This window comes from Pantoea folii (assembly GCF_056678875.1).
Genome location: NZ_JBWXON010000010.1, coordinates 103,737 through 125,071, shown reverse-complemented (window position 1 = coordinate 125,071; position 21,335 = coordinate 103,737). Strand labels below are relative to the sequence as shown.

Annotated in this window: 17 protein-coding genes and 2 pseudogenes; 8 read left to right on the top strand and 11 right to left on the bottom strand. The window is 51.0% G+C overall.

Going from position 1 to position 21,335, the window contains the following annotated elements; translation table 11 throughout:
* The first annotated feature begins 35 nt into the window (after positions 1-35).
* Both AC1MDE_RS13385 and AC1MDE_RS13380 read left to right on the top strand, forming a co-directional pair.
* Positions 36-3,053 (top strand): hypothetical protein, encoded by a 3,018-nt coding sequence (locus AC1MDE_RS13385; protein ID WP_480344679.1) that lies wholly within the window; start codon positions 36-38, stop codon positions 3,051-3,053.
* 58 nt (positions 3,054-3,111) lie between these two features.
* The gene (locus AC1MDE_RS13380; protein ID WP_480344678.1) at positions 3,112-4,734 is read left to right on the top strand and encodes an HNH endonuclease; all 1,623 of its coding nucleotides are present in this window, start codon (positions 3,112-3,114) and stop codon (positions 4,732-4,734) included.
* A gap of 130 nt (positions 4,735-4,864) precedes the next feature.
* Here the strand turns inward: AC1MDE_RS13380 and AC1MDE_RS13375 are convergent.
* Positions 4,865-5,212: pseudogene (locus tag AC1MDE_RS13375) on the bottom strand (PIN domain-containing protein).
* A gap of 327 nt (positions 5,213-5,539) precedes the next feature.
* Positions 5,540-6,895, bottom strand: a pseudogene (locus tag AC1MDE_RS13370) (IS3 family transposase); the annotation flags it as partial.
* Between the two features lie 237 nt (positions 6,896-7,132).
* Between AC1MDE_RS13370 and AC1MDE_RS13365 the strand changes: the two are divergent.
* Positions 7,133-7,750, top strand: coding sequence for a TetR/AcrR family transcriptional regulator (locus AC1MDE_RS13365; protein WP_480344677.1), 618 nt, complete (start codon positions 7,133-7,135; stop codon positions 7,748-7,750).
* A 310-nt stretch (positions 7,751-8,060) separates the two neighbouring features.
* Here the strand turns inward: AC1MDE_RS13365 and AC1MDE_RS13360 are convergent, their stop codons facing one another.
* Together AC1MDE_RS13360 and AC1MDE_RS13355 are read right to left on the bottom strand one after the other, a co-directional pair.
* The gene (locus AC1MDE_RS13360) at positions 8,061-8,366 is read right to left on the bottom strand and encodes a hypothetical protein (protein WP_480344676.1); all 306 of its coding nucleotides are present in this window, start codon (positions 8,364-8,366) and stop codon (positions 8,061-8,063) included.
* Between the two features lie 449 nt (positions 8,367-8,815).
* On the bottom strand, positions 8,816-9,310 hold the full coding sequence (locus AC1MDE_RS13355; RefSeq protein WP_480344675.1) for a hypothetical protein: 495 nt from the start codon (positions 9,308-9,310) through the stop codon (positions 8,816-8,818).
* Positions 9,311-9,433: 123 nt separating this feature from the next.
* On the opposite strand from AC1MDE_RS13355, the gene AC1MDE_RS13350 reads away from it, so the two are divergent.
* Complete coding sequence (locus AC1MDE_RS13350; protein WP_480344674.1) at positions 9,434-10,102, top strand: DUF3313 domain-containing protein; 669 nt, start codon at positions 9,434-9,436, stop codon at positions 10,100-10,102.
* 501 nt (positions 10,103-10,603) lie between these two features.
* Positions 10,604-12,391, top strand: coding sequence for a tannase/feruloyl esterase family alpha/beta hydrolase (locus AC1MDE_RS13345; protein WP_480344673.1), 1,788 nt, complete (start codon positions 10,604-10,606; stop codon positions 12,389-12,391).
* Positions 12,392-12,910: 519 nt separating this feature from the next.
* On the opposite strand, the gene AC1MDE_RS13340 is transcribed toward AC1MDE_RS13345, so the two are convergent.
* Together AC1MDE_RS13340 and AC1MDE_RS13335 are read right to left on the bottom strand one after the other, a co-directional pair.
* The gene (locus AC1MDE_RS13340) at positions 12,911-13,885 is read right to left on the bottom strand and encodes an alcohol dehydrogenase catalytic domain-containing protein (protein ID WP_480344672.1); all 975 of its coding nucleotides are present in this window, start codon (positions 13,883-13,885) and stop codon (positions 12,911-12,913) included.
* The gene (locus AC1MDE_RS13335; RefSeq protein WP_084931136.1) at positions 13,878-14,378 is read right to left on the bottom strand and encodes a lactoylglutathione lyase family protein; all 501 of its coding nucleotides are present in this window, start codon (positions 14,376-14,378) and stop codon (positions 13,878-13,880) included. The genes AC1MDE_RS13340 and AC1MDE_RS13335 overlap by 8 nt, the downstream gene beginning before the upstream one ends.
* A 93-nt stretch (positions 14,379-14,471) precedes the next feature.
* Here AC1MDE_RS13335 and AC1MDE_RS13330 point away from each other — a divergent pair, with 93 nt between their 5' ends.
* Positions 14,472-15,338 carry a LysR family transcriptional regulator gene (locus AC1MDE_RS13330; RefSeq protein WP_480344671.1) on the top strand — a complete coding sequence of 289 codons (867 nt, stop codon included), beginning with the start codon at positions 14,472-14,474 and terminating at the stop codon, positions 15,336-15,338.
* A 3-nt stretch (positions 15,339-15,341) separates the two neighbouring features.
* Here the strand turns inward: AC1MDE_RS13330 and AC1MDE_RS13325 are convergent, their stop codons facing one another.
* The gene (locus AC1MDE_RS13325; protein ID WP_480344741.1) at positions 15,342-15,854 is read right to left on the bottom strand and encodes an SRPBCC family protein; all 513 of its coding nucleotides are present in this window, start codon (positions 15,852-15,854) and stop codon (positions 15,342-15,344) included.
* Between the two features lie 271 nt (positions 15,855-16,125).
* Between AC1MDE_RS13325 and AC1MDE_RS13320 the strand changes: the two genes are divergently transcribed.
* On the top strand, positions 16,126-16,821 hold the full coding sequence (locus tag AC1MDE_RS13320) for a type 1 glutamine amidotransferase domain-containing protein (protein WP_480344670.1): 696 nt from the start codon (positions 16,126-16,128) through the stop codon (positions 16,819-16,821).
* 54 nt (positions 16,822-16,875) lie between these two features.
* Entirely contained in the window at positions 16,876-17,775 is a 900-nt protein-coding gene (locus tag AC1MDE_RS13315) for a LysR family transcriptional regulator (protein WP_480344669.1), read from the top strand.
* Here the strand turns inward: AC1MDE_RS13315 and AC1MDE_RS13310 are convergent.
* From AC1MDE_RS13310 to AC1MDE_RS13295, 4 genes are all read right to left on the bottom strand, one after another.
* Positions 17,772-18,488, bottom strand: coding sequence for an IclR family transcriptional regulator (locus AC1MDE_RS13310; RefSeq protein ID WP_480344668.1), 717 nt, complete (start codon positions 18,486-18,488; stop codon positions 17,772-17,774). The two genes, AC1MDE_RS13315 and AC1MDE_RS13310, sit on opposite strands and share 4 nt — an antisense overlap.
* A 55-nt stretch (positions 18,489-18,543) precedes the next feature.
* The gene (locus tag AC1MDE_RS13305) at positions 18,544-19,269 is read right to left on the bottom strand and encodes an SDR family NAD(P)-dependent oxidoreductase (RefSeq protein WP_480344667.1); all 726 of its coding nucleotides are present in this window, start codon (positions 19,267-19,269) and stop codon (positions 18,544-18,546) included.
* A complete protein-coding gene (locus tag AC1MDE_RS13300; RefSeq protein ID WP_480344666.1) occupies positions 19,253-20,584 on the bottom strand; it encodes an MFS transporter in 1,332 nt (443 codons plus the stop codon). Before AC1MDE_RS13300 ends, AC1MDE_RS13305 begins: the two co-directional genes overlap by 17 nt.
* Before the next feature lie 70 nt (positions 20,585-20,654).
* Entirely contained in the window at positions 20,655-21,194 is a 540-nt protein-coding gene (locus AC1MDE_RS13295; RefSeq protein WP_480344665.1) for a 2,4'-dihydroxyacetophenone dioxygenase family protein, read from the bottom strand.
* Positions 21,195-21,335 lie beyond the last annotated feature (141 nt).

Below are 21,335 nucleotides of genomic sequence, written 5' to 3'. Positions count from 1 at the left end.
CGCAGTTTCATCACTTCCAGAGGGAGCTCAGCAAGATGGTGCCTGAAAACGACAGCAGTGGCGAAGAAAGCGGTAAGCCACACATCACCGCTTACATTCCGCATAAAGACAGTCATGGCAGAACCCCGGAGGAAAGGCTGGCCAGACTCCAAAACAGTGATGAGATGATAAGACTCAGTAAAGCGGAGAGAGACGCGGAAGAACGCAAAAAGGCTGACGAAAGAGAGACGGCCGACAGGCGGTCTGCGCTACTGAATGCGGTCCGGGTCAGCACGCCCGATCTGAGTACGAAACTGTTTGAGGAAATGAAGGCGCTGGCCTCACGAGACAGAAATTTTTCCAGCCGGGATGCGATTGCCCTGATAAATGCAACGGGCGTAACCCTGAACCCCCTGCAAGATTTTTACGACCTGAATACCGCGCAGCGAAATGACCTGCTGGATCGCATCGGATTTTACCGGGGGGTGGTCGTGGACCAGACCTCGGCGAATACCGTGGAGTCCGGTTTTCGGGAAGTTCTGAGGCGTCCTGACGACCCGTCGGACACGGCAGATGAGGACTGCGAGAGCGTCCCCGCCACGCTATTTTACCGCCGGCCTAACTTCTCTGGTTATTTTGAAAATAACCATACCAGCAATGAATCTGTCCATCAGATGCAGAAAAACGGGGTGACCAATCTCACCTTATCGCTGAACGTCGCGATAGGGTCAATTAAAAGCGCTGCGGTTGGATCCGAGTACGGATCGTCAAGCCAGAGTCGGGTCACCGCGGGAGGGATAAACAGGACGCTGTACACGACGGCCAGTTTTTATCTGCCCATGATCGAATTATCTTTCGATGATTCAGAAGTGTGCGCCAGCAAGGCATTTATCCGGGCCTGCCGGACCGCGCTGACAATCCCCCTTCCAGTTTCAGCGGAGCCCGCTAAAGACGATGCGCCGGCAGAAACAGACGCAGATCTGACGGATCGGCAGGCCAGCGAGGCGCTGAAAGCCCGGTTCAGGCGGCTGAAAAAGGTGCTCGATACATTCGGTCATTTTGTGCCGCTCAGTACCCGGGTGGGCGGGCGTCTGTATGCTACCGAGGAGAAGCTGCTGACGACGAAGGAACAGAGCACCGACCTGACCGAGCGCTTTGCGGTCGCTGTCAAAGCCAGTTTCTCACACCCGGCTGCCAGCGTTGACGCGGGCATGAAATATGAAAACTCGGTTCAGACGTCCTCGTCAGATGAGACGGCAAGAGAAGCTCAGCGCCTTATTTTTCAGGCAGTCGGCGGGGAGGGGTCGGCAGTTCAGAATGCCAGCCTGTGGGCAGATTCCCTGGCGGATTATCGCCGCTGGTCTGCCATTCAGCGTGAAAATTTAGTGCCTACCGTCAACCTGCTGCCGGAGGCGCTCAGAAATGAGGCTTGGCGCGTGCTGGAACAGTTTTCGCACGTCAGTGATAAGCGTTCTCTTCTGAATGATGAGGATGCCTCGTTTTTATTCTTCGGAGAATATGGAGAAAGAGCGGGTTCAAAAGCGAGGGAAATTTATTTCAGCATTCAGAACCTCGCCAGGCCCGCCGCGGTATCGCTGGGGCTGACTCCTCCGCGGCAGGGGGATGCAGCAGTGCTGTCACACCCATCCCTCAGTCAGGCGCAGATGTGGCATCTCACTGCAGACGGGCAAATCATCAGCTATATCAGGGTCCAACCCGGGGCGACAGGCCGACGTAATGACATCGCTTTTTCCCTGACCGCAGGAGCGGGAAATAATGACTCGGGCTATGACGTGCTGCTCAGTAAAGCGGGATCCTCACCGCTTCAGCAATGGCAATGCACAGAGGCGGGTGAGATTATTAATACCGCCTTATCTGATGCTGCTAACCGGTTTGTCCTGACTGCAGGCAGCAGTGAGAAACTGACACTGACAAAACAGACGCCGGGGTCAGATCTGACCCAGCTGTGGGCTCTTCAGGAATTATCGGAGAAAGAGGTCTCTGACAGCAAGCCGCCGGTTGTTGCTGAACGCAGGATCCGGTTCACCTGTAAGGACAATAAGCTGGCGCTGTCGGTGCTGGAAGGTGCATACCAGAAAGAGCTTTCAGACGGGAAACATTACACTGTCTGCGCGCAGCCCTACACCGGCGGACCGCATCAGCTCTGGCAGCAAGACGCGGCGGGGAATATTACCTCCTGTCTGAAAACGGCCACCGGAAAGGACGTCTACCTGTCTTCCACGGACAATGCCGGGGCGCCTTATCCAGTTGCCACGACGTATGATGCATTACTGACCCAGCGCTGGAAAAACAACGTTAACGGCCATCTGATGCCGGCGAGCGGGCCACTGGCAGACAAGATGCTGTCAGTGAGCGTCGAGTCTGACGGAAGCCAGCCCGTATTTCTGACCGTGCAGAAAACAGATGCCGATACCGCATGGAAAATGGAGGAGGTCTTAGAAAACCAGATCGTCCCCGAGGCGGAATATGACCAGCTGACCAGTAAAGCATTTGCAGAAAAAGAGGAGGTGTTTACGGTGGACTCAAGGGAGCTGGTGATTAACGGATATATCCGTGAAATCAGCCTGTTCGCTGTTGACCGTAAAACGTACAACGTGTCGATATTGCCAGGTTTACCGGGGATAGGATTCGGCGAGGGCTGGGCCTTACAAATGCGATTGAAAACGCAGAGAACGGGCGGCGGAGAAGAAAAAATTCAACATAACGGGGCCCCCAACAGCGATAATCAGCTGTTTAAGGAGCTGTCACCGGTATACGTTGAGACCGCCATGATTTTCCTGCCCGACTGGCCCATTTACTCACTGCGCCTGTCCATCCGGCGGGGCGTGAAAAACGTTCTCTGCTTCGAATATAAACCGAGGAAAGAAAGCGACTGGGTCGGAGCAAACCCTGATGGCAGCACCCTCACAGAATGGCAGCCGGGCTATGTGGAGGTAGGCAAAGAAGTAATGAAAATCAGTGGGCCCGGCATCGCCGGCCTCGGCCTTCATTATGAAGGGAATAAAACCGGGAATGCAGCGCGCATTGCGCCTAAAGTATTAACAAAAAAATAATTATACTGGTGACAGCTTTCTGGCTGTCACCAGTATGTTGTGAAGATAGAGGCCTGCCATGCTTGAACCAATAATTTATAAATTTGTAAAAAATGAATTTGGAATGGATGACAAGTCAGATCAGCAGTTTACTGATATAGAAAGGCAAGGATACCTTAACAAGCTTGCTTTTTTCTTCGAAGAGAAAAAATCGATGTCATTATGCCCATACTGCAATGGTCCCATCGATCCTGAACATGCTGCTGTCGACCACATTATTCCGTTCAAAACCTATGCGCGCTATCAGTTTCTGAAAGACAGCAAAAAGTCGGTTTATACAGTGCTCAATGAGGATATATTTAACCACGAGAACTTCTGCCTTTGTTGCACAGGGTGTAATACATCGAAAGGAAACAGGCTCGATACGGATAAAATCAAAAATGCCATCAGTAGTTGTAAGGAGAGGGGAGTTGACGGAACAAATTTCATCAATTCCCTTAAGATAGCCGAAGACATTAAAAGTAACCTTCCGGTTTATATATCCCTGTACTGTACGGTGGGATGTTACTGGGAAATAGATTCCGGCGCTGTCAGTCCGGAGGCTTTAGTTGCTAAACTTATGGATAATCGAACCTATACGAGTTTTCGGGGGCGTACAGAAGATGTGGATATCACCGAGGTCGTTCATTGGCTGTCACAAATTCGTTGCATGCCCGGCACAAATGAGATTCAGGGTAGAGGTAAGCAAACCGGATGCACAAAGTTAGTGTATTTATGGAATTACAGTACACCGTCGAAGCCTAAAAAAAAAGGTATCTCAAGATCTGTAATTAACGATCCCAATAATAAAGAACTTGGAAAATACATTAAGCCGGTAATTTTCTATGAAAATAGTTTGTTAACTGTGTTGAAAAAATTTCATAACACTCTTGAGTTTACGATAAAAAAACAAGAGATTTTTTATTCGGATAGCTCTTCTGAAAGGGCAGGCGAGGATGATATGTCATCTGTAGAAGCGCCTTTACCTGTCAGCAGTTTTCCCGACTCATTCAGTGTAGAAGATGACAGGCTCAGGGACCCTTATGAATATCCCCACGAAAATAAAAGCACCATAAAAGAAATATCTAAGTCACTGACGAAGGCTACAGCTGAAAAAAACAGCGCTGAAGTGAAACAAAAGATATTGCTGGGTGGAAAAGATCTGAGAAAGGTTCTCTCAACCAGACAGGGATTTACTGAAGATGGAATATCGCTGTATCACTGCTGCTACTACTGTCTCGGCTTTTATCCTACACAGTCCTTTCAAATTGACCATATTGACCCCAGCTTTAAGGAAGAAAAGTTTCACAAAAGTATTAACCTTCTCGCTGTGTGTCAGGGTTGCAATAACAAAAAGCGCGCTGAAAAACTTAATTTGGACTTTCTGGATGATCGTGTTAGATGCAGACTGGAGCGAACTAATGTTTCAGGACTAGAAGACCTGATTATAAATTCTTCGTTGTCTAAGAATTTTAAGATTGATATTGTCAAAGGAATTCAGGCTTATGTACTTAAGAAACATATTGTAGTTCCAGAGGGTATTGGTCCTTTTGCTATTAATCAAAGAATAAGGCTTTTTATTTCCTCCTTGGATTTGTTATTTAAAGAAGGTGAGCTCAAGTCTACTTTAAAAGCCATTGGACTGAAAATGAAAAGTGTCTGATTTATTGATAATGACGATTATTATATAATTTCAGGTGAGAACGGGGTGTTTCAAATACACATTGGACCAGCGAGTTTTTTATAAAGATAACCGGAGAGCTGGATAAATTTGCTGAAATCTCCCGGTGGCGTTATCTTAGCCAATCTTCGAGCATCAGGTCCCGTACACGCGTGAATTCCCGCATGTTACTGGTCACCAGGCTAGCGCCTGCAGCCATCGCGTGCCCGGCGATGTCCATGTCGTTCTGGCTGATCGGTGTGACGGCCAGCCTCAGAGCCACTTTGATAGGAGTGGTGGCGTCCATCGCGGGGCGGTCTCACGCAAGGAGGGCGTCGGGGCGCGCGCAAAACGCCTGAATCAGCAGCGCGTGGTGAGGACCCGGGGCGCCAAATCGCGGTAGTGGCTGAGACCACGACGTGTTTGTTGCGCGGCACCCTCTGCTTCAGGCGTTTATCACGCTCTCCGGCTGCTCGCGCATGATGAATTAACAAAGCTAGGGGTCGGGCATGTTGTTCCGGCCTTTTGATTCCTGCACAGGTTACATCGTCCTTCATCGCTGACGACGCTCTCGCGCTCCGCTATAAAGTCTGTATCGGCCTTTGTAAGCGAGCCCCGGGTCTGGCAGCTATCTCATATGACCAGAAGGTAATTATCCGGAAGCAGGGAAGGGGCTCAGTCAACCTGAAGTGTTCTGGGTGGCCTGAGCAAGTAGGGGGATAAACATTAACGCAAATTTTTATTTAACTCACTGTTATTTAACATAAATAGCATTATGCGCACCTCATGTGAGAGTCCAATTTGATAAGAAGCCTTCACACGCTGCATTATCCGACGAGCAACCTTTGCGCGACATGGACCTTATAAGACCCGATGCGTTGATACGATCCAGCCATCCCGGCCACCGGTAATGGCTGCCTCTGTCGCTATGTATCACCGGTCTTTCATGTTCGCTGAGCGTATCGATCGCATCATCCAGCATGGCATTCACCAGTTTTGCATCCGGCCGTGTTCCTATGGTCCAGCTCACCACTTTGCCATCAAAACAGTCAATGACTGGCGACAGATAGACCTTGCCGGCCGGAAGCTGGAACTCAGTAATATCGGTCAGCCACTTCTCATTTGGCATGCAGGAGCGAAAATTTCTGGCGAGAAGATTTTCAGGTGCCTGACCGATTTCTCCGCAGTAAGCGCTGTATCGCCGCCGCCCTGCACGCTTAACTATCAGCTGCTCTTCAGCCATCAGCCTGCGGACAACCTTTTCTGAGATGTACGTATTGTTTTCACGGAGCATCGCGTGGAGACGCCGGTAACCATAGCAGCGGTAATTTTCCTCAAAGATCTTAGCCATGGTTATGCGTATTTCCGCGTATTTGTCATGCAGACGAAGGCTCGCTTTGTGATAAAAATAGCAACTTCGTGCAAGCTGCAGAGTACTGAGCAATTCAGCAACAGGATAACTTTCCTTAAGAGCATTAACGAGTTGGGTTTTCTCCCTGTTCTTCAGGGTCAGGACGCTGATGCCCATGTCTTTTTTTATCAGTTCATTCGCTTTTGTCAGGATGTCACGTTCAAGCTGTAGCTGATGAACCTGCTGTTTAAGCTGCTGTACTTCATCGAGCAATGCATCCTGCAGCTTATCCGGTGGAGCAGATTTACGTTTACGCATGGATTGATAAGCCTCATCGTCGATCAGGTCTTTCTTCCATTTGTACAGGACCGGAACGCTGACACCTACCTTTTGTGCAACTTTAAGTGCCGTTCCGCGTCGGGTGCAGAGCTCGCGGACAGCCTGAATTCTTTCTTCCTGACTGAAGCATTTATTGGTGTTTGAGCGAATAATCAGGGGCCGCCGTCATGGATAAATCTCTTCGATCCAGCTCTTGAGTACTTCGTTGCTGGGAAAGCCAATGGCGCGGCGCGTATAGGCTAGGCAACCGCCGTGCGTGAGGTAATGCTCAACCGCAGCGACTTTTTGCGCGTGTGAATAGCGTTTTCTGGGTTTTAATTCCCTGGGTAAGTCTCCGTATTCCTCAAAAATCCGACCCCACCGGCCAAGCTGTTTAACGGACGGATAGCCCAACTCCCTGACAACAACGGTCAGCCTTTTGCCATATCTGAAGTAAAGCTCGACGGCACGGATACGATCCTCATATGAGTGCATGAATTATCTCCTGAAGGTCCAGGAAATCGTCCGCCCCCCCCCTGAACTAACCTTAGATCTCCTTAGGCTCAGCTCAGGATGCAGACTTTATGTTGGTGACCATGACAGATAAAGATCTATACCGGCTCGGCATCATTCAGCGCGTTGACGACCACACTCTGCTGCACCTTAAAACCACACGTCTTTAATGAACCATACAGTTCTGTTATCGTAAACATGTTTATAAGGAGAGACCGCATGCGAACGCTGACTGAACAAAAACGAACTCAAATCCTTAATGCCGCCACGACTGTTTTTCTGGAGCAGGGATACGAACGTGCTTCCATGGAAGCGGTAGCCAGAACGGCAGAGTGCTCCAAAGCCACGCTCTATAACTATTTCTCTTCCAAGGAAAGCCTTCTGGATGCCGTTGTCCGGGCATACGGAACCAACTTCCTCACCCGCGCTGCAGAGGATGTCTACAGTCAGGAGTGCCGTGACCTGCCTTTACCTGACAGGCTTCAGCGCTTTGGCGAGGGGATGCTGGGTGCCATGACGTCCGACTGGAAGGGGCTTCAGCTTTATCGCATGGTGATAGGTGAGGCGGGGCATTCTTCGATTGGCGATATTTTTTATGAGTCCGGCGTCCGGGAAAGTATGAACGCTCTGGCGGCGCTGATGGAGCAGCATATAGAGGCTGGCGACCTGCACCCCGCCAGTCCCGTACTGAGGGCAAAACAGTTTTCTGCGCTGGTGACGGCCGAGGCGGACGAGCTCTTTCTCCGTCACACGATGCCGGTTTACACGCGGGAAAATGTCTTCGCCATGGTGAAAAGCGCCGTGGAGGTATTTATATCGGGTTCGTCACCACGCTGAAAATCAGGTAAAGCCGTTTTTTTCACCACGCAGGATTGACTAGCCCTGAAACTTATATAAACTGATACGTACAGTTTATATAAGGGGGTGCGTTAATGATTATCCGGTTAATTATGGTGGCAGGTCTGGCCGCAGGCACAATTCTGCTGAGCGGCTGCGTTTCATTATTCTGAGGAGCGGATATGCGTCTTGTTTACAGTCTTTGTACCGGTATGGCTCTGCTGATGCTGACCGGGTGCCTTTCCATCGGGAGCCACATCTGAACCTCAGCCCGCCATCCGGCGGGCACTCATTAAGCGGCCAGGCCCGGCTAATAAAAGGACGTCCCCGTCAGCATAAGCACAACCAAGGCGCTGATGACCAGCGCCACCAGAATTTCTGAGACAAGCAGCGCCATCAGCGAACGCTGACGCGCGCCCCAGGCCCCTTCCGCATACTTTCGCCCGCGCCTCGCTTTCAGGCGCCAGATGTGGACAACTTCGGTAATGTTACTGATGATGCGCCACCACATAATCACAACGGTAGCGGCGGTCGTGCCAAATAAAATCAGGATGCTTATCATGCACCCGTCCATCCAGGAAACGTCCCCGTACACCGCTGACAGCCTTTCAAACATTTATTCCCGTTCCTGTAAAGTTGTTGCTGATACCCGGTTAAAGGCGTGTAACTCTGTAAGCCATTCCTGATGCTGAAAGCTGCTCCCTTCAGAGGGAGGCGTCGCTGAGTGCCAGCATCAGCAGCGCGCACAGCACAATCACGACAAGGCATTCCACCGTAAGTAATATCCGCAGCGGTCCCGGCGGGGCTCTCCATACTCTGATGGCATAGTATCCGGCTCGCCCCCGGCCCGGACGGCTAAGCCGGTGCAATTCCCTAATATTACCGGCGGTTCTCATCAGGCCGCATACCACGATTACCAGCATGACTCCATACTCAAACCACTGCCGCAGCGGCGTGTTCTCAAGCGCCTCACCAACGGACAAGCCATCCATCAGGATGTCCCCGCATCGGATACGCCACACACGCCGCCGGCATCAGACATGAGCGCGGGAGCCGCCCTGAACATCAGCACCAGCCCGCATCTGCAACCGGCGCATAGCGGCGCAGAAAATCAGCCGTTCTGCGCCGGACCTCTCTGCGGAGAAACGCTTTATCCTGAGGAGTGCTGTTCATGAGGCTCAGCAGACCCTCTGCCTGCTTCAGGTAGTCGCGCGCCATTTCGCCGGAGGGGCGGCAGCGTAATTCGCCACGCAGCATCGCCGTATCAATAACGCTCTGTGCATAATCCATAGCCGGCAGATATGCGTCCTGCCCCCGCTGCTCCCGGCTTCCCGCTGCTTCGCCACATCTCTGCAGCGTCAGCATCATTCTTATCAGCCTCCTCCTTACCGGCAGGCCGGAATAGCGGAGCGGCAGGCTCCACATCAGAACGGCACGCTCAGCACTTACCTCCCTCTTAAATGGCGTTAAATCCCCGCTGAGTGGCGGTGCCGTGACCTGGCCGGGCTCTGGCCCGGTGGTGGTGCCCGAAGACGATAACTTCAGGTAAGGGTTAAACATGTCGCATTCCTCACTGGAAATTCACAGACACGAACGGAAACATTTTCTTGACAGAGCCATAATAATCCATATTAACTATACCGTACAGTTCATTAATTAAAAAAATTGCCGGAGAATACGTTTATGGTTTGCCTGACAAAACAGCTGTCGCGTTCGCTTATCCTGACCGCCGCCATTGCCGCCGCGGGGTGTTCATCGACTTCACCGGTGAAATATTCCGGTATTGAGGCCACGTCCCGGATGACGCCTAATACGGCTGATGACAGCGACAGGATACCCTTCCGCTACGCTGCGCCTGTTGACTGGAGTAAATACCGCAGCATCACCGTGGAACCCGTCGGAATTTATGGCGGCAGCGACGCACAGTTTAATGATTTGTCTCAGGAAGACCGGCGCAATCTGGCAGACTATATGCAGAAGAAGTTTACCGAAGTGCTGGCGCAGAAGTTTACCGTCAACGCACCCGGCGGTAACGCCCCGGCTCTCCGGCTTAGGCTGACGCTGACCGGCGCGGACACCACGCCACAGGTCGTGGGTACCTTCACGAAGTTTGACCTGGCCGGCGGACCCTATAACATCGTTCAGTCGGTGCGCGGCGGACGCGGACTGATGAGCGGATACGTTAACTATGCCGTGGAGGTAAAGGATGCCGCTACCGGTGAGCTTCTGCTGGCTTACGTGGCGGAGCAGTATCCGAACGCCATGAACGTGGCCGCGACGTTTGGTTCTATGAGCGCGGCAGAGACAGGGGTGGATAAGGGCGCAGAGCAGCTAATGGAGAAGCTTCGCTGAGGTAGCACCAGACAATTTTTCTTTGCTACGGGAATGTCATTTTCACAATTGCGGAAATGACAGCCCGCGTATTTATGGCCGTTCAGTAGAGCACTTAAATGAACAGACCGGACTTGGTGTCAGATTTCATCGTGACAATATACAACATTATATATGCCCTTTTTTAGCGCAGGATAGAGTTCAGAATTTCAGCAAACATAATTTCCTTAAACTTTCCTCATATCGCTTGGGTAAGGTGAAAAGTCAGGTTAAGATGCGAAATCTGAAACAGAAATTTCGTGCAGGAAAGCCCGAATTAGAAATGAAAAATTTTTTTAATTCTACTTTCCTGCAATTATTCGGGTTTAACATTTCTGACGCGACACTTACTGATGAAATAAATTTCACATAACATTTTGCTCTTCAATATTTTCGAGATTCAGTCAATTTTCTTACAAAAACCTGCAGCGATAGGAGCTTATAACCATCTAAAATAAAACATTGTTTTTTTTGGAGGTATTCATGAGCTTAATATTTGGATTTAAAAAATTCATTTTGGGAATACTTGCACTAAGTCTTCTTTTTTTACTTTTGTCATCAGCTTCTGCCGCTCAGCCTTTGTCAGTGGTACAGCCGGTTAAATCGTGCGCTCAGCTTGGATCAACTAATTTTGATGAAGGCATTGATGCACACGTCAAAATCACAGGCGCAAAAGATTTGAAAACTCAGCAGGGTACATTTTGTAAAATAAATGCCACTTTGTCTCCGGAAATTGGCGTTGAGGTCGCTCTGCCCCAGTCGCGTTGGACACAACGAATGCTTCAGGTGGGCTGTGGTGGTCTTTGCGGCGATATAAATCTCAGCATTTCAAATGCCAGCGGATGTGCCCCCGCAGTGAATGGCGAGTTCGTCGTCGCCGCGACTAATATGGGGCATACAGGTAGCATGATGGATGCCTCATGGGCCGAAGATCCTCAAAAACGCATAGATTTTGCCTATCGAGCGAATCACGTTACTGCTCAGTTCACTAAAGCACTCATCAGGGCTTATTACGGACAAGCGCAAAAATATGCCTATTTTATGGGTTGTTCAGACGGTGGTCGCGAAGCTCTGATAGAAGCGCAACGCTATCCGAACGATTTTAATGGTATTAGCGCAGGCGCGCCCGCCGCATGGTTTTCTCAGCAGAATTCCTTCTTTCACGGCTGGAACGTGGTCGCTAATCTGCGCGCAGATGGCACCCCTGTACTTCTTCAAAACCGACTTTCTGTTATTCATGAGGCTGCTTTAACACACTGTCCGACTCTTTCAGGTGTTGAAGATGGCATTCTGCAAAACCCCTACTCCTGTACTTTTTCTCGTAGCTGGATCAAGCAGTGTAAGCCTGATCAGAGTGATAGCAGTAATTGTCTGACATCTGAGGAGCTGGATGTGGTCGAGAAACTCTATCAGGGTGCAGGCGGCAAAAACGGTGAGCAGTATGTCCCGGGTGGACTTCCGCTGGGATCTGAGCTTCGATGGCCGGTTCCCTCAACTGTAAAAGGCAGCTCAATGTCTGAAATGATGGCCCTGCCAGCATTGCAATATGTTTTGTTGCACGGTGCAAAGCCGAATCTGAAGAAATTGTCCGACTTTTCGCTAAATAACCAGAATTTCGCCAAGGTCTCTGAACTTTCATCTCTTTATAACGCAACAAACACTGACCTTAAACCTTTCAGAGCCGCAGGTGGCAAGTTGATTATCTGGCACGGTCTGGCCGATGACTCAATCTCTCCAGCTGGTACCATCGCTTATTTTAAAGGTGTTCAGAAATTCATGGGAGTGGAAAGCGTCAAGAGTTTCATGCGTCTGTTTCTTCTCCCAGGCGTGGCGCACTGCGGAAACGGTGAGGGCCCTGACCAGGTTGATCTACTGTCAGCCCTGATGAATTGGAGCGAACAGGGAGAGGCTCCGGCTAGACTCTATGCCGGTAAAATAAAAAATACAGATATTCAGCCTTCGCAGGAACAAAAGGTACAAACGTCTTCTGTGAAGGATGCCTCCATAAAGTTTCACGGAACTATGAAATCCAGCCAACCTTTTGCAGCACCTGCAGATAAGGAGTTGTATGCACGTCCAGTGTTTCCTTACCCGTATATTGCTAAATATAATGGTAGAGGTGATAGACAAGATCCAGAAAACTATCACGCAATAAAGTCAGAAGCTTACGAAAGAATTAGCCTGAACAGTCCCATCCGTGAGATTTTAGGTCCAGATAATCAGAAAAATTACACCGTAAAAGATGGGGAATTATCCGTGTCAAAACAATAAAAGATGTGCTGCAGAGTTAACTGCAGCACAGTTTTTTTAATGATTATAAGACCATCTGACAATCCATAAACCCTGTTTCTGATTAAACATAAATACCTTTATCAGCGCTGGTTAATGCAGAGGGGCATGGGCTATACCTAATTACTGATAAAGAACTCTTGCGCCCCAGTGCTGGGCTCGACCTCCCGTAACTGATTCTATAAGGTGATACGAAACCATATAGTAAAAAATCGGCACTGCGCCTTGTGCTTTGGTTACGCGCGCAATCTGTACGAGTTTTCCCACCTGAGCGTCTTTCCAGATGCCGGGAAAAGCCGGTGTGATGAGACGTTCTGGTGACAACATTGTCGCACCTGCCCCACACTACCCCGTGCCAGACTGTTGTAATGCATACGGTAACATTCATTACTGACATCGTGCACGGTACTGGCACATCTGTGGTAACGCTTTACGATTGTGCAGCGTAATATCTTTCAGAATGAGAAATAAAAAACTTTTCTTAACCACCACTTGAGATAACTAAAACAAAATGACCTGCTTGCCACTGAAATTACGATGCCGTAATGCTTGTAACTGTGCAGGCAGTTGATCGTAAGGGAAATGCAGCAGCAACTCGCTTTGCATACTCCCGGAGGCTATCTGCGCCAGCATGCGCTCTCCTTGTTGCGTGAGTGCATGCCACTGTTGAGCATTACCCGTTTGGTGAAGTGCGCCCAGCGCCACTTCGTGCAGAGAAAGCGCGCGACCAAATGCGGCACATGGCCACTCCGCAACACGACCCTGAATGCAGACTAAGTGACCATTTGCCAGCAGAGTATCTGCCAGCTGTGCAGCATGTTCTGCCCCCACCGCATCAATCACGGCGAAGTAACGACGATGCGCCGCTTCTGTCGTAAGTTGGCTGTCATTCAGGCAGCGCTTTGCACCCAGTGCATGCAAGCGTGACCAGTGGCGCTCACTGCTCAAGGTTATGACCTCAAAACCCCGCGACATGGCCAGTTGCACCAGATAATGACCAACAGAGCCGCCTGCTCCGGCAATCAACAGCGGCGCGCCGGGCTGAACCGGAATTTTTTCAATGGCCTGCCAGGCCGTCAATGCTGGACAAGGGAAGGCGGCCGCCGTCGCAAAATCAATATCATCGGGGATCCGCATGACAACCTGTGCAGCCAGCACGGTGTATTCTGCAAAACTGCCGTTACGCTGTAAGTTCTGGTGATACGCCACACGTTTGCCCAGGAGGTTTTTCTCAACCCCTGACCCTATCGCCACCACCGTCCCCGCACCATCAACACCCGGAACTTGCTCTTGCTGTGTGCTGAGCACTTTCCAGTCGACCGGGTTAAGTCCTATCGCCGCGTTCTGCACCAGAATGTCTCCCGCCTGCAGTGGTATGGCGCTGAAATTACGCTCCTGTAAATCCAGCGGCGAATGACCTCCGTGCCAGACCCAGCCACGCCAGTCTGCAGGTATAGATAACGCCGGATCAGACATAGGCACCTGCCGAATACGTCAACTCATAACTGTGGCTGTAAATCTCAATGATGTTGCCAAACGGATCTTCCATATACACCATGCGATACGGTTTCTCGCCAGGAAAGTATTCACGCACAGGCATACGCTGTTTTCCGCCAGCGGCCACGATTTTCTCGGCTAATCCTTCAACATCTGGATCCTGCACGCAGAAGTGGAAGACACCTGTTTTCCAGTATTCAAAGTTATTTTCTGGTTTTTCAGCGGCTTTAAACTCAAAAATTTCGACACCTACACGATCCCCAGTTGAAAGGTGAGCGATGCGGAATTTTTGCCAGCCACCACCAAATACATCACTACACATCACACCGATGGCGGATTCATCTTCCTGAATTTCAGTCGGAGGCATAATCAGGTACCACCCCATGACCTCAGTATAAAATTTTACAGCGGCATCAAGATCGGTCACTGACAGACCGATGTGGGAAAACGTACGTGGATAGGGAGTACTCATTGCTCATCTCCTCTGATGGAAAGATCCACAGGCTACGGCGATACGGGTATAATGAAAACAGTGATTCAATTATGGTAATTATAAAATTTCATTATGCTTAATCCACAATGGCTTAAATCTTTTGCCACACTGGCCGAAGTGAGTAGCTTCACGGTTACCGCTGAGAGGCTGGGTATTACGCAAGCGGCCGTCAGCCAACATATTCGCCACCTTGAGCAACAGCTCGGCCCGCTGATTCTGCGGAGTAAGCGTCCATTGGAACTGACACCCGCCGGTCGGGCACTGCTGGATTATTGCCAGCATGTAGATCGTGCCCAGCGCCACCTGGCATTGCGACTCAGTGAAGGCGACGTGACCTGTGGGGAAGTCAGTCTTATCTCCCCCGGCAGTATCGGGTTGCGGCTTTATCCCCTGCTCCTTGCTTTGCAGCAACATCATCCTGATTTAACCATCCGTCACCGTTTTGCACCGGACTGCGAGGTGATGGATGCCGTGCTACACAACCGGTTTGAGATGGGCCTGATGACGCAAAAACCCGATGACAAACGTCTGGCGGCACAGAAATTTACTGAAGAACCTTTAGAGCTGGTTGTGCCAGCAGGCGCAGCAGCCACAAGATGGGAAGATCTTGAAGCCCTGGGTTTTATTGATCATCCAGATGGTCAGGCGATGGCGACGCGTCTGCTGAGCCGACGCTTTCCCGGTCATCCGGGCGTGCGCAACCTGCCACAGCGCGGCTTCAGTAATCAGATCAGCTTGATTCTCGAGCCGGTAGCGCGTGGGCTAGGCTTCACTGTGTTGCCGCGCTTTGCCCGCATGGCATTTCACCGCCAGGAATGCATTCAGGTAATCGAGGCAGGTAACGCATTAGTGGATACCATCTGGCTGATTCACCGCGCGGAGTGGCCTCTTTCTGCGCGGGCACAGCAGGCACTCAGCTGGCTGGAAGCCAAGATGTAACCTTTACTGACGGGCTTTAGCTGTTGCTACTAGTCCATCCAGCCAATCCTGGTGACCGTTAATCATTGGATTAGGTTTTGCATTTGCCAGCTTCACAGCAGGCTTACCGTTTTGCGTCTCTTGGGTCAGGATGCGCACGCGGTTATCAGGAATATCTTCAATTAGCCAGGCATGTAATACGTCCAGGCGCTCATCGCTGCCGACTTCACCCGCCCATCCGTGCCAGGAAACACGGGCCGCTTCACCTGCAACAGGCGCGACATATTCTGTGATCTGAGCCTCAACGGGGAAGCCAAACGTTTCGAAGTAGAAACGTACGCCCTGTTCCAGTTCTGGGCCTTTGTTGTCATAGAAACGGGCGTTAGCCGAGTTCTGATAATAGGTCGGCCACAGAGACGGGGTATTCAGCAACGGCCAGATATCCTGTGTGCTTAAGCCTGCAACAATGACTTCGTTTGAACAGTAGTTATCGGCAAATCCTGGAACAAAGCCTTCCGGCCAGTCAATCGCGTTCATTTTCATTGGTCATTTCTCAAAAGTGATAAGGGACAGATGAAGTATCTGTCTGCTGGAGAAATAACACCAATCGCCTCTAATTATCTTTGATATTAAAATTATTGATATCTGAGAAATATTACCTCGCGCTGGCTATAACGATAATTTATCACCCTCATAAGTGAACGCATGTTTTCATTATAGCTACATCCGCTAATCTGACCGGGCGCGGAGCCTGTCAAAAATTTGGCAATGGCGCGTAATTTCATTTTTTAAATCTTAAGGATATGAAATGGCAATCGCCCAGAACCAAATGATTAAGCCGGTGCTGATGGTACTTACCAGCTATCGCGGCATTGTGAACGGGCATGATATTTCAGGTTTTTATTTGCCGGAATTAACGCATCCCCTCCATGTGCTGACTCAGGCAGGCGTGCCGGTCGCATTTGCTTCCATTAAAGGCGGAAAACCACCTGTCTATGGCATCGGCGATGATGAAATTAATCAACGATACTGGCAGGATGGAAATTTCCATCAGCAACTCAATCACACCTTACCGCTGGCCGCAGCCAAAATTGATGATTACAGTGCCGTACTGTTTGTCGGTGGGCATGGCACTATGTGGGACTTCCCGGATGATGCTGCGGTTAAAACACTTATCCGTGACATGTTTGAGTGCAATAAGCCCATCGCTGCCGTTTGTCATGGTCCCGCTGCACTGGTCAACGTGAAACTCAGCAATGGGCAATATCTGGTGAAAGGTAAACGTGTTGCGGCTTTTACCGACACAGAAGAAATGGAAGTAGGTCTGGCGGGAGCTGTACCTTTTATGTTGGAAACCACGCTGAAAGCACGCGGGGCACTCCATCAGGCGGCTGAAAACTGGCAATGCAACGTTGTGACCGATGGCGTACTGATTACCGGTCAGAACCCACAGTCAGCTTCCGAGGTTGGTAAAGCGCTTTGCCAGCAGCTGCTGGCGGGATAACACGCAACGTCGTTTTCAGCATAAATTCACTTTTGCCTGTCACTACCGGGGCTTATGAAAACCGATATACGTAATCTAGATCTTAATTTGCTGAAGGCATTCGATGCCCTGCTGGATGAACGTAGTGTGACGCGCGCGGCTGAGCGACTGTCACTCACGCAACCTGCCGTCAGCGGGATGCTGACGCGCCTGCGCGAGTGTTTCAATGACCCACTTTTTACACGCACTCAGCGCGGCATCATTCCAACATTGCGGGCGTTAGAACTGGCGCAGCCGGTGAAATCAATCCTGGCTGAAGTCAGTGAATTATTGCAGCCCAAGGCATTTGAACCCGCTGTCGCTGAGATGACGGTGAAGATTGCCGCAACGGATTATGCCTTGCGCGCCGTAATAGTGCCGTTTATGGCAGCTTTGCGATTACAGGCACCCGGTATTCGCGTGGCGGTGTTACCGGTGAATAACGAACAGCTAAGCGCGCAGTTTGAGCGTGGCGACGTTGATTTTGCGCTGATAACGCCAGAGACCGCCCCGCCAGACCTGCATGCCAGAGCGCTTTATGATGAAGAGTATGTGTGTTTACTGCGGGCAAGCCACCCACTCACTCAGCCGGAAGGTTTAACGCTGGATACTTTCTGTGAACACGACCACGCGCTGGTGTCTTATGTGGGAGGCAACTTTAGCGGTGTCACCGATGAGGCACTGGCTTCACTCGGTCGAACACGACGCGTCACGCTCTCTGTTTGCAGCTTCCTGGTGCTGCCAGAGATTTTGCTCGTGAGTGATTTGATCAGTGTGGTGCCAAAAAGGTTGACCCATGACCTGCCCGGTCTCACTGTGTTACCGCCCCCCCTCGATATTCAGGGCTTCAGCAAAATTGTGGTCTGGCATGAGCGCACGCACCGCGATGCTGGACATCGCTGGTTACGTGATTTGCTCTTTTCAACCGCCCTTTAAATCAGACGCTGCTGAATCTGGCTGACACAATTTTGAATCAGAGCCAGCGTGGTGACTTGATCTTTCTCCACAAAACGATACGTCGGCATACTGACGCTGATGCACCCTGCCACGGCACCACGAGGATCGAGGATTGCGCTGCCGTAACAGCAGATATCTAACTCGTTCTCCTGATCGTCTATTGCGTAACCGCGCTGGCGAGTGACGTCGATTTCCTTATGAATAGCGTCTCGGGTGGTGCGCGTGTGCTCAGTAAAAGGTTGCAAGTCCAGTTGCTCAAGCCAGCCATCCAGTGCGTCTGCAGATTGTGAGGCAAGCCAAGCTTTCCCTACAGAACTGGAATACAGGCTTACCCGCGTACCCACGCGAGAAGCCATACGTACCGTGCGATGCGCTTCAAGTTTGTCGATGTAGACCATTTCCAGTCCATTGCGTATCGCCAGATGGACTGTCTCATCAAGCTCGTCACGCAATTGCGTTAACCAAGGTTGTGCCACCGCGCGGATATCACTGGTTTCCAGCGACCGCCACGCCAGTGCCACAAAGCGCGGCCCCAGTCCGAGGCGATCCAAGTGATCACTCACCAGCATACCCTCTGCCAATAGCGCCTCGACAATGCGGTGCGTCGTCGGACGTGGCAACGCCAGCGTTTTCGCCAGCGTGCCAATAGTAAGTTGATGAGGCTGGTCAGAAACGACCTGCAAAGCCCGCATAAATTTCTGAAAAGCGGCGGTCCCCGGAACTGCAGCGTTTTTTTCCATTAATCAGTTATGCCGTTAAGTAACCTCCGTCCACCGGCAAAATTGTGCCGGTAATGAACGAGGCTGCAGGGCTGCACAGAAAGACCACGGCCTTCGCTACATCTGCTGGCGTTCCCCAGCGCTTGAGCGGTGTGCGGGACAAAATAGGTTCCGCACGCAATGGATCGTCTTGCAGCGACTGCGTTAAAGTAGTCGCAATCCAGCCAGGGGCTACCGCATTCACACGGATACCCTCTGCGGCATAAGCAATCGCGAGGGACTTTGTGAGCTGCATAATGCCACCTTTACTAGCGCTGTATCCCGGCACCAGGCCTCCGCCAAAAAAGCTTAACATTGAAGCCGTATTGACGATGCATCCCTGACTTTGCGCCAGTTTTTTGCGTGCAGCTGAGCAGCAACGTAGCGTGCCGGTGAGGTTAATATCAATGACGTTTTCAAACACGTCAACCTGATGCTCTTTTTCGCGGCTAATAATACCTGCACAGTTAATCAGCAGATCCAACTGTGGCAGCGCATTGATAACGTTAAGGATCGCGGTGTTGTCTCGCACATCTAACTCCTGAACAGCGATGTGATGCGCCGCAGGCAGTTGGTGGGTTTCACTCTGCACGCCTGCTGCAATGACGTTAGCCCCCAACTCTGCGAGGGTGCTGGCAATGCCGGCACCGATGCCCGTCGTCCCACCCGTTACCAGGGCCGTTTTTCCGGCAAATAAATCAGCGCGAAACGTCATAGTGCGTTCTCTCTTTATCAGTTTGAAGGGAATAATCGGCATCTTCGGGGAGCGGTTTTTTCACTAACAGGAAGTAGACCAATGCCGCAATCACCGCGATAACCGCACTGGCCATTAGCGCGTTGTCGTATCGCCCCGTATGCTCTACGACCCAGCCGGTAATAATCGGCGCGAAAGAACCGCCAAAATAACCACCAAAGTTCTGGATGCTGCCCAGGGAGGCAACCTGGCGTTTGGGCACGATCACACTCACCATGGTCCAGCATGCGGCGCTTGCCATATTGATGAAAAACATCGCCAGGCAAATACAGGCGATGGCGACCCCATTACTACTGGCGAAAATGGCCGGAATGGTAAAGGCGGCACCGCCCAGCAATCCCACACACACTGGCCACTTACGGCTGAAGATGAGCGGCATACCCCGTGCGGCAAGAAAATCTACAATGCGGCCAGCGCCCATCATGCCCGCCATACCGAACAGATACGGAACAGCGACCAGCCAACCGGTATGCGCCACTGACAGGCCACGCTGATGTTCAAGATAGCTGGGCAGCCAGGTGAGGTAGAGCCACACCATATAGATGACGCCCATAAACCCCACTAACATCCCCCAGGTGGTGGCATGTGCGAACAAGCCGCGCCATTCTTTACCGCTAATACTCTTCTCGCTGTGCTGAAAACGCTCCCCTTCTTGCAGATAAGCTTCATCCGCGACAGAAAGCTGCACCTGGTTGCGATTGCGATAAATCACATACCAACCGATTGCCATCAGCATGCCCAGCGCACCGGTGAGAATGAACATCCATCGCCAGCCGATGGTTAACATGATCACGGTCAACAGCGGCGGCGCAATACAGGGCCCAATGCAGCTGGAAGCGATAAAGATACCGGTTGGCGTTCCTCGTTCGCGCTGGTTATACCACTCACTGATCACCTTGGCGCCGGCGGGAAATAGCGGCGCTTCACAAGCTCCCAGCACCGCGCGCGAGATAAGGAAAATCGACAGATTATTAACCAACCCGCAGGCAGCCTGAGCAAGAGACCAGAAGAACATGCCCAGCCCAAGCATGGCGCGTGAGCCAAAGCGATCCAGCAGCGCGCCGACGGGTAGCTGCGCGAAAGCATAGGAGAGTGAGAAAGCTGAGAGTAGCCAACCCATTTCAGTGGGTGTCATGTGCAGCTCTTCACGAATTGCCGTGTTGGCGATTGAGAGTGCGCTGCGGTCGATATAGTTAATGATGCCTGCTGCTGTCAGGAACAGCAGAGCAACCAGCTGTATTCTTGCCACAGCGGGCGTTTTTGCATGAATAGCCATATGAGTCGTCTCTTATTATTTTGGTACAGGTGATTGAGACTGTAGGGTTAAGGGCTCACATTGCCGGGGTTCAGCGGATAAACTGATCGACGAAATCCGCCCCAAGGCCAACGGATTCGTAGTGTTTGCGACACATATCTATTTTGGTAAAGACGTCCTCAAACCCGATATGATTGCCCCAGGGATCGACGTAATACATGCAGCCATGAACCTGGAACATTGTGATCATCTCTTCAACATCCTCATCAACCACCAGGGTGTGCGTCTCACCAGGGGGTTCAAAGACGTACCCTCCCTCTAGGGCTTCCCACTCATGCTCGAGATAACGCCAGCGCCCTTTAATGACGTAAGCGTGAACCGGTGCCGGATGGCGGTGGCGGCTCAGCACACCCGATTTCCTCACCCGTAAAAGATTCATCCAATATCCGGCAGATCGATTCAGACACAGAGGACGAAACCAGACGTTCTCTGCTTGCGGAACCCAAATACGTTCATCAATGGGAACAGCATTCGTCACCACTAAATCCGGCACCATATCTCCCGGTTGGTCGTACTGATAAGGCATACGACGCAGCGTTTCAGCATCCAGATTTGTTTTAGACTTGCTCATTATCACCTCGCAACTACTCCACAATATGGACATTAAGTCCACAATATGAATTCATTAACGTCAAAATTTAACAAGCTGGCAATCATTCTTGAAAAGAAGTGCGGAATAGATCACTAATTGAGCAGGATGTTTGTGGGGAAA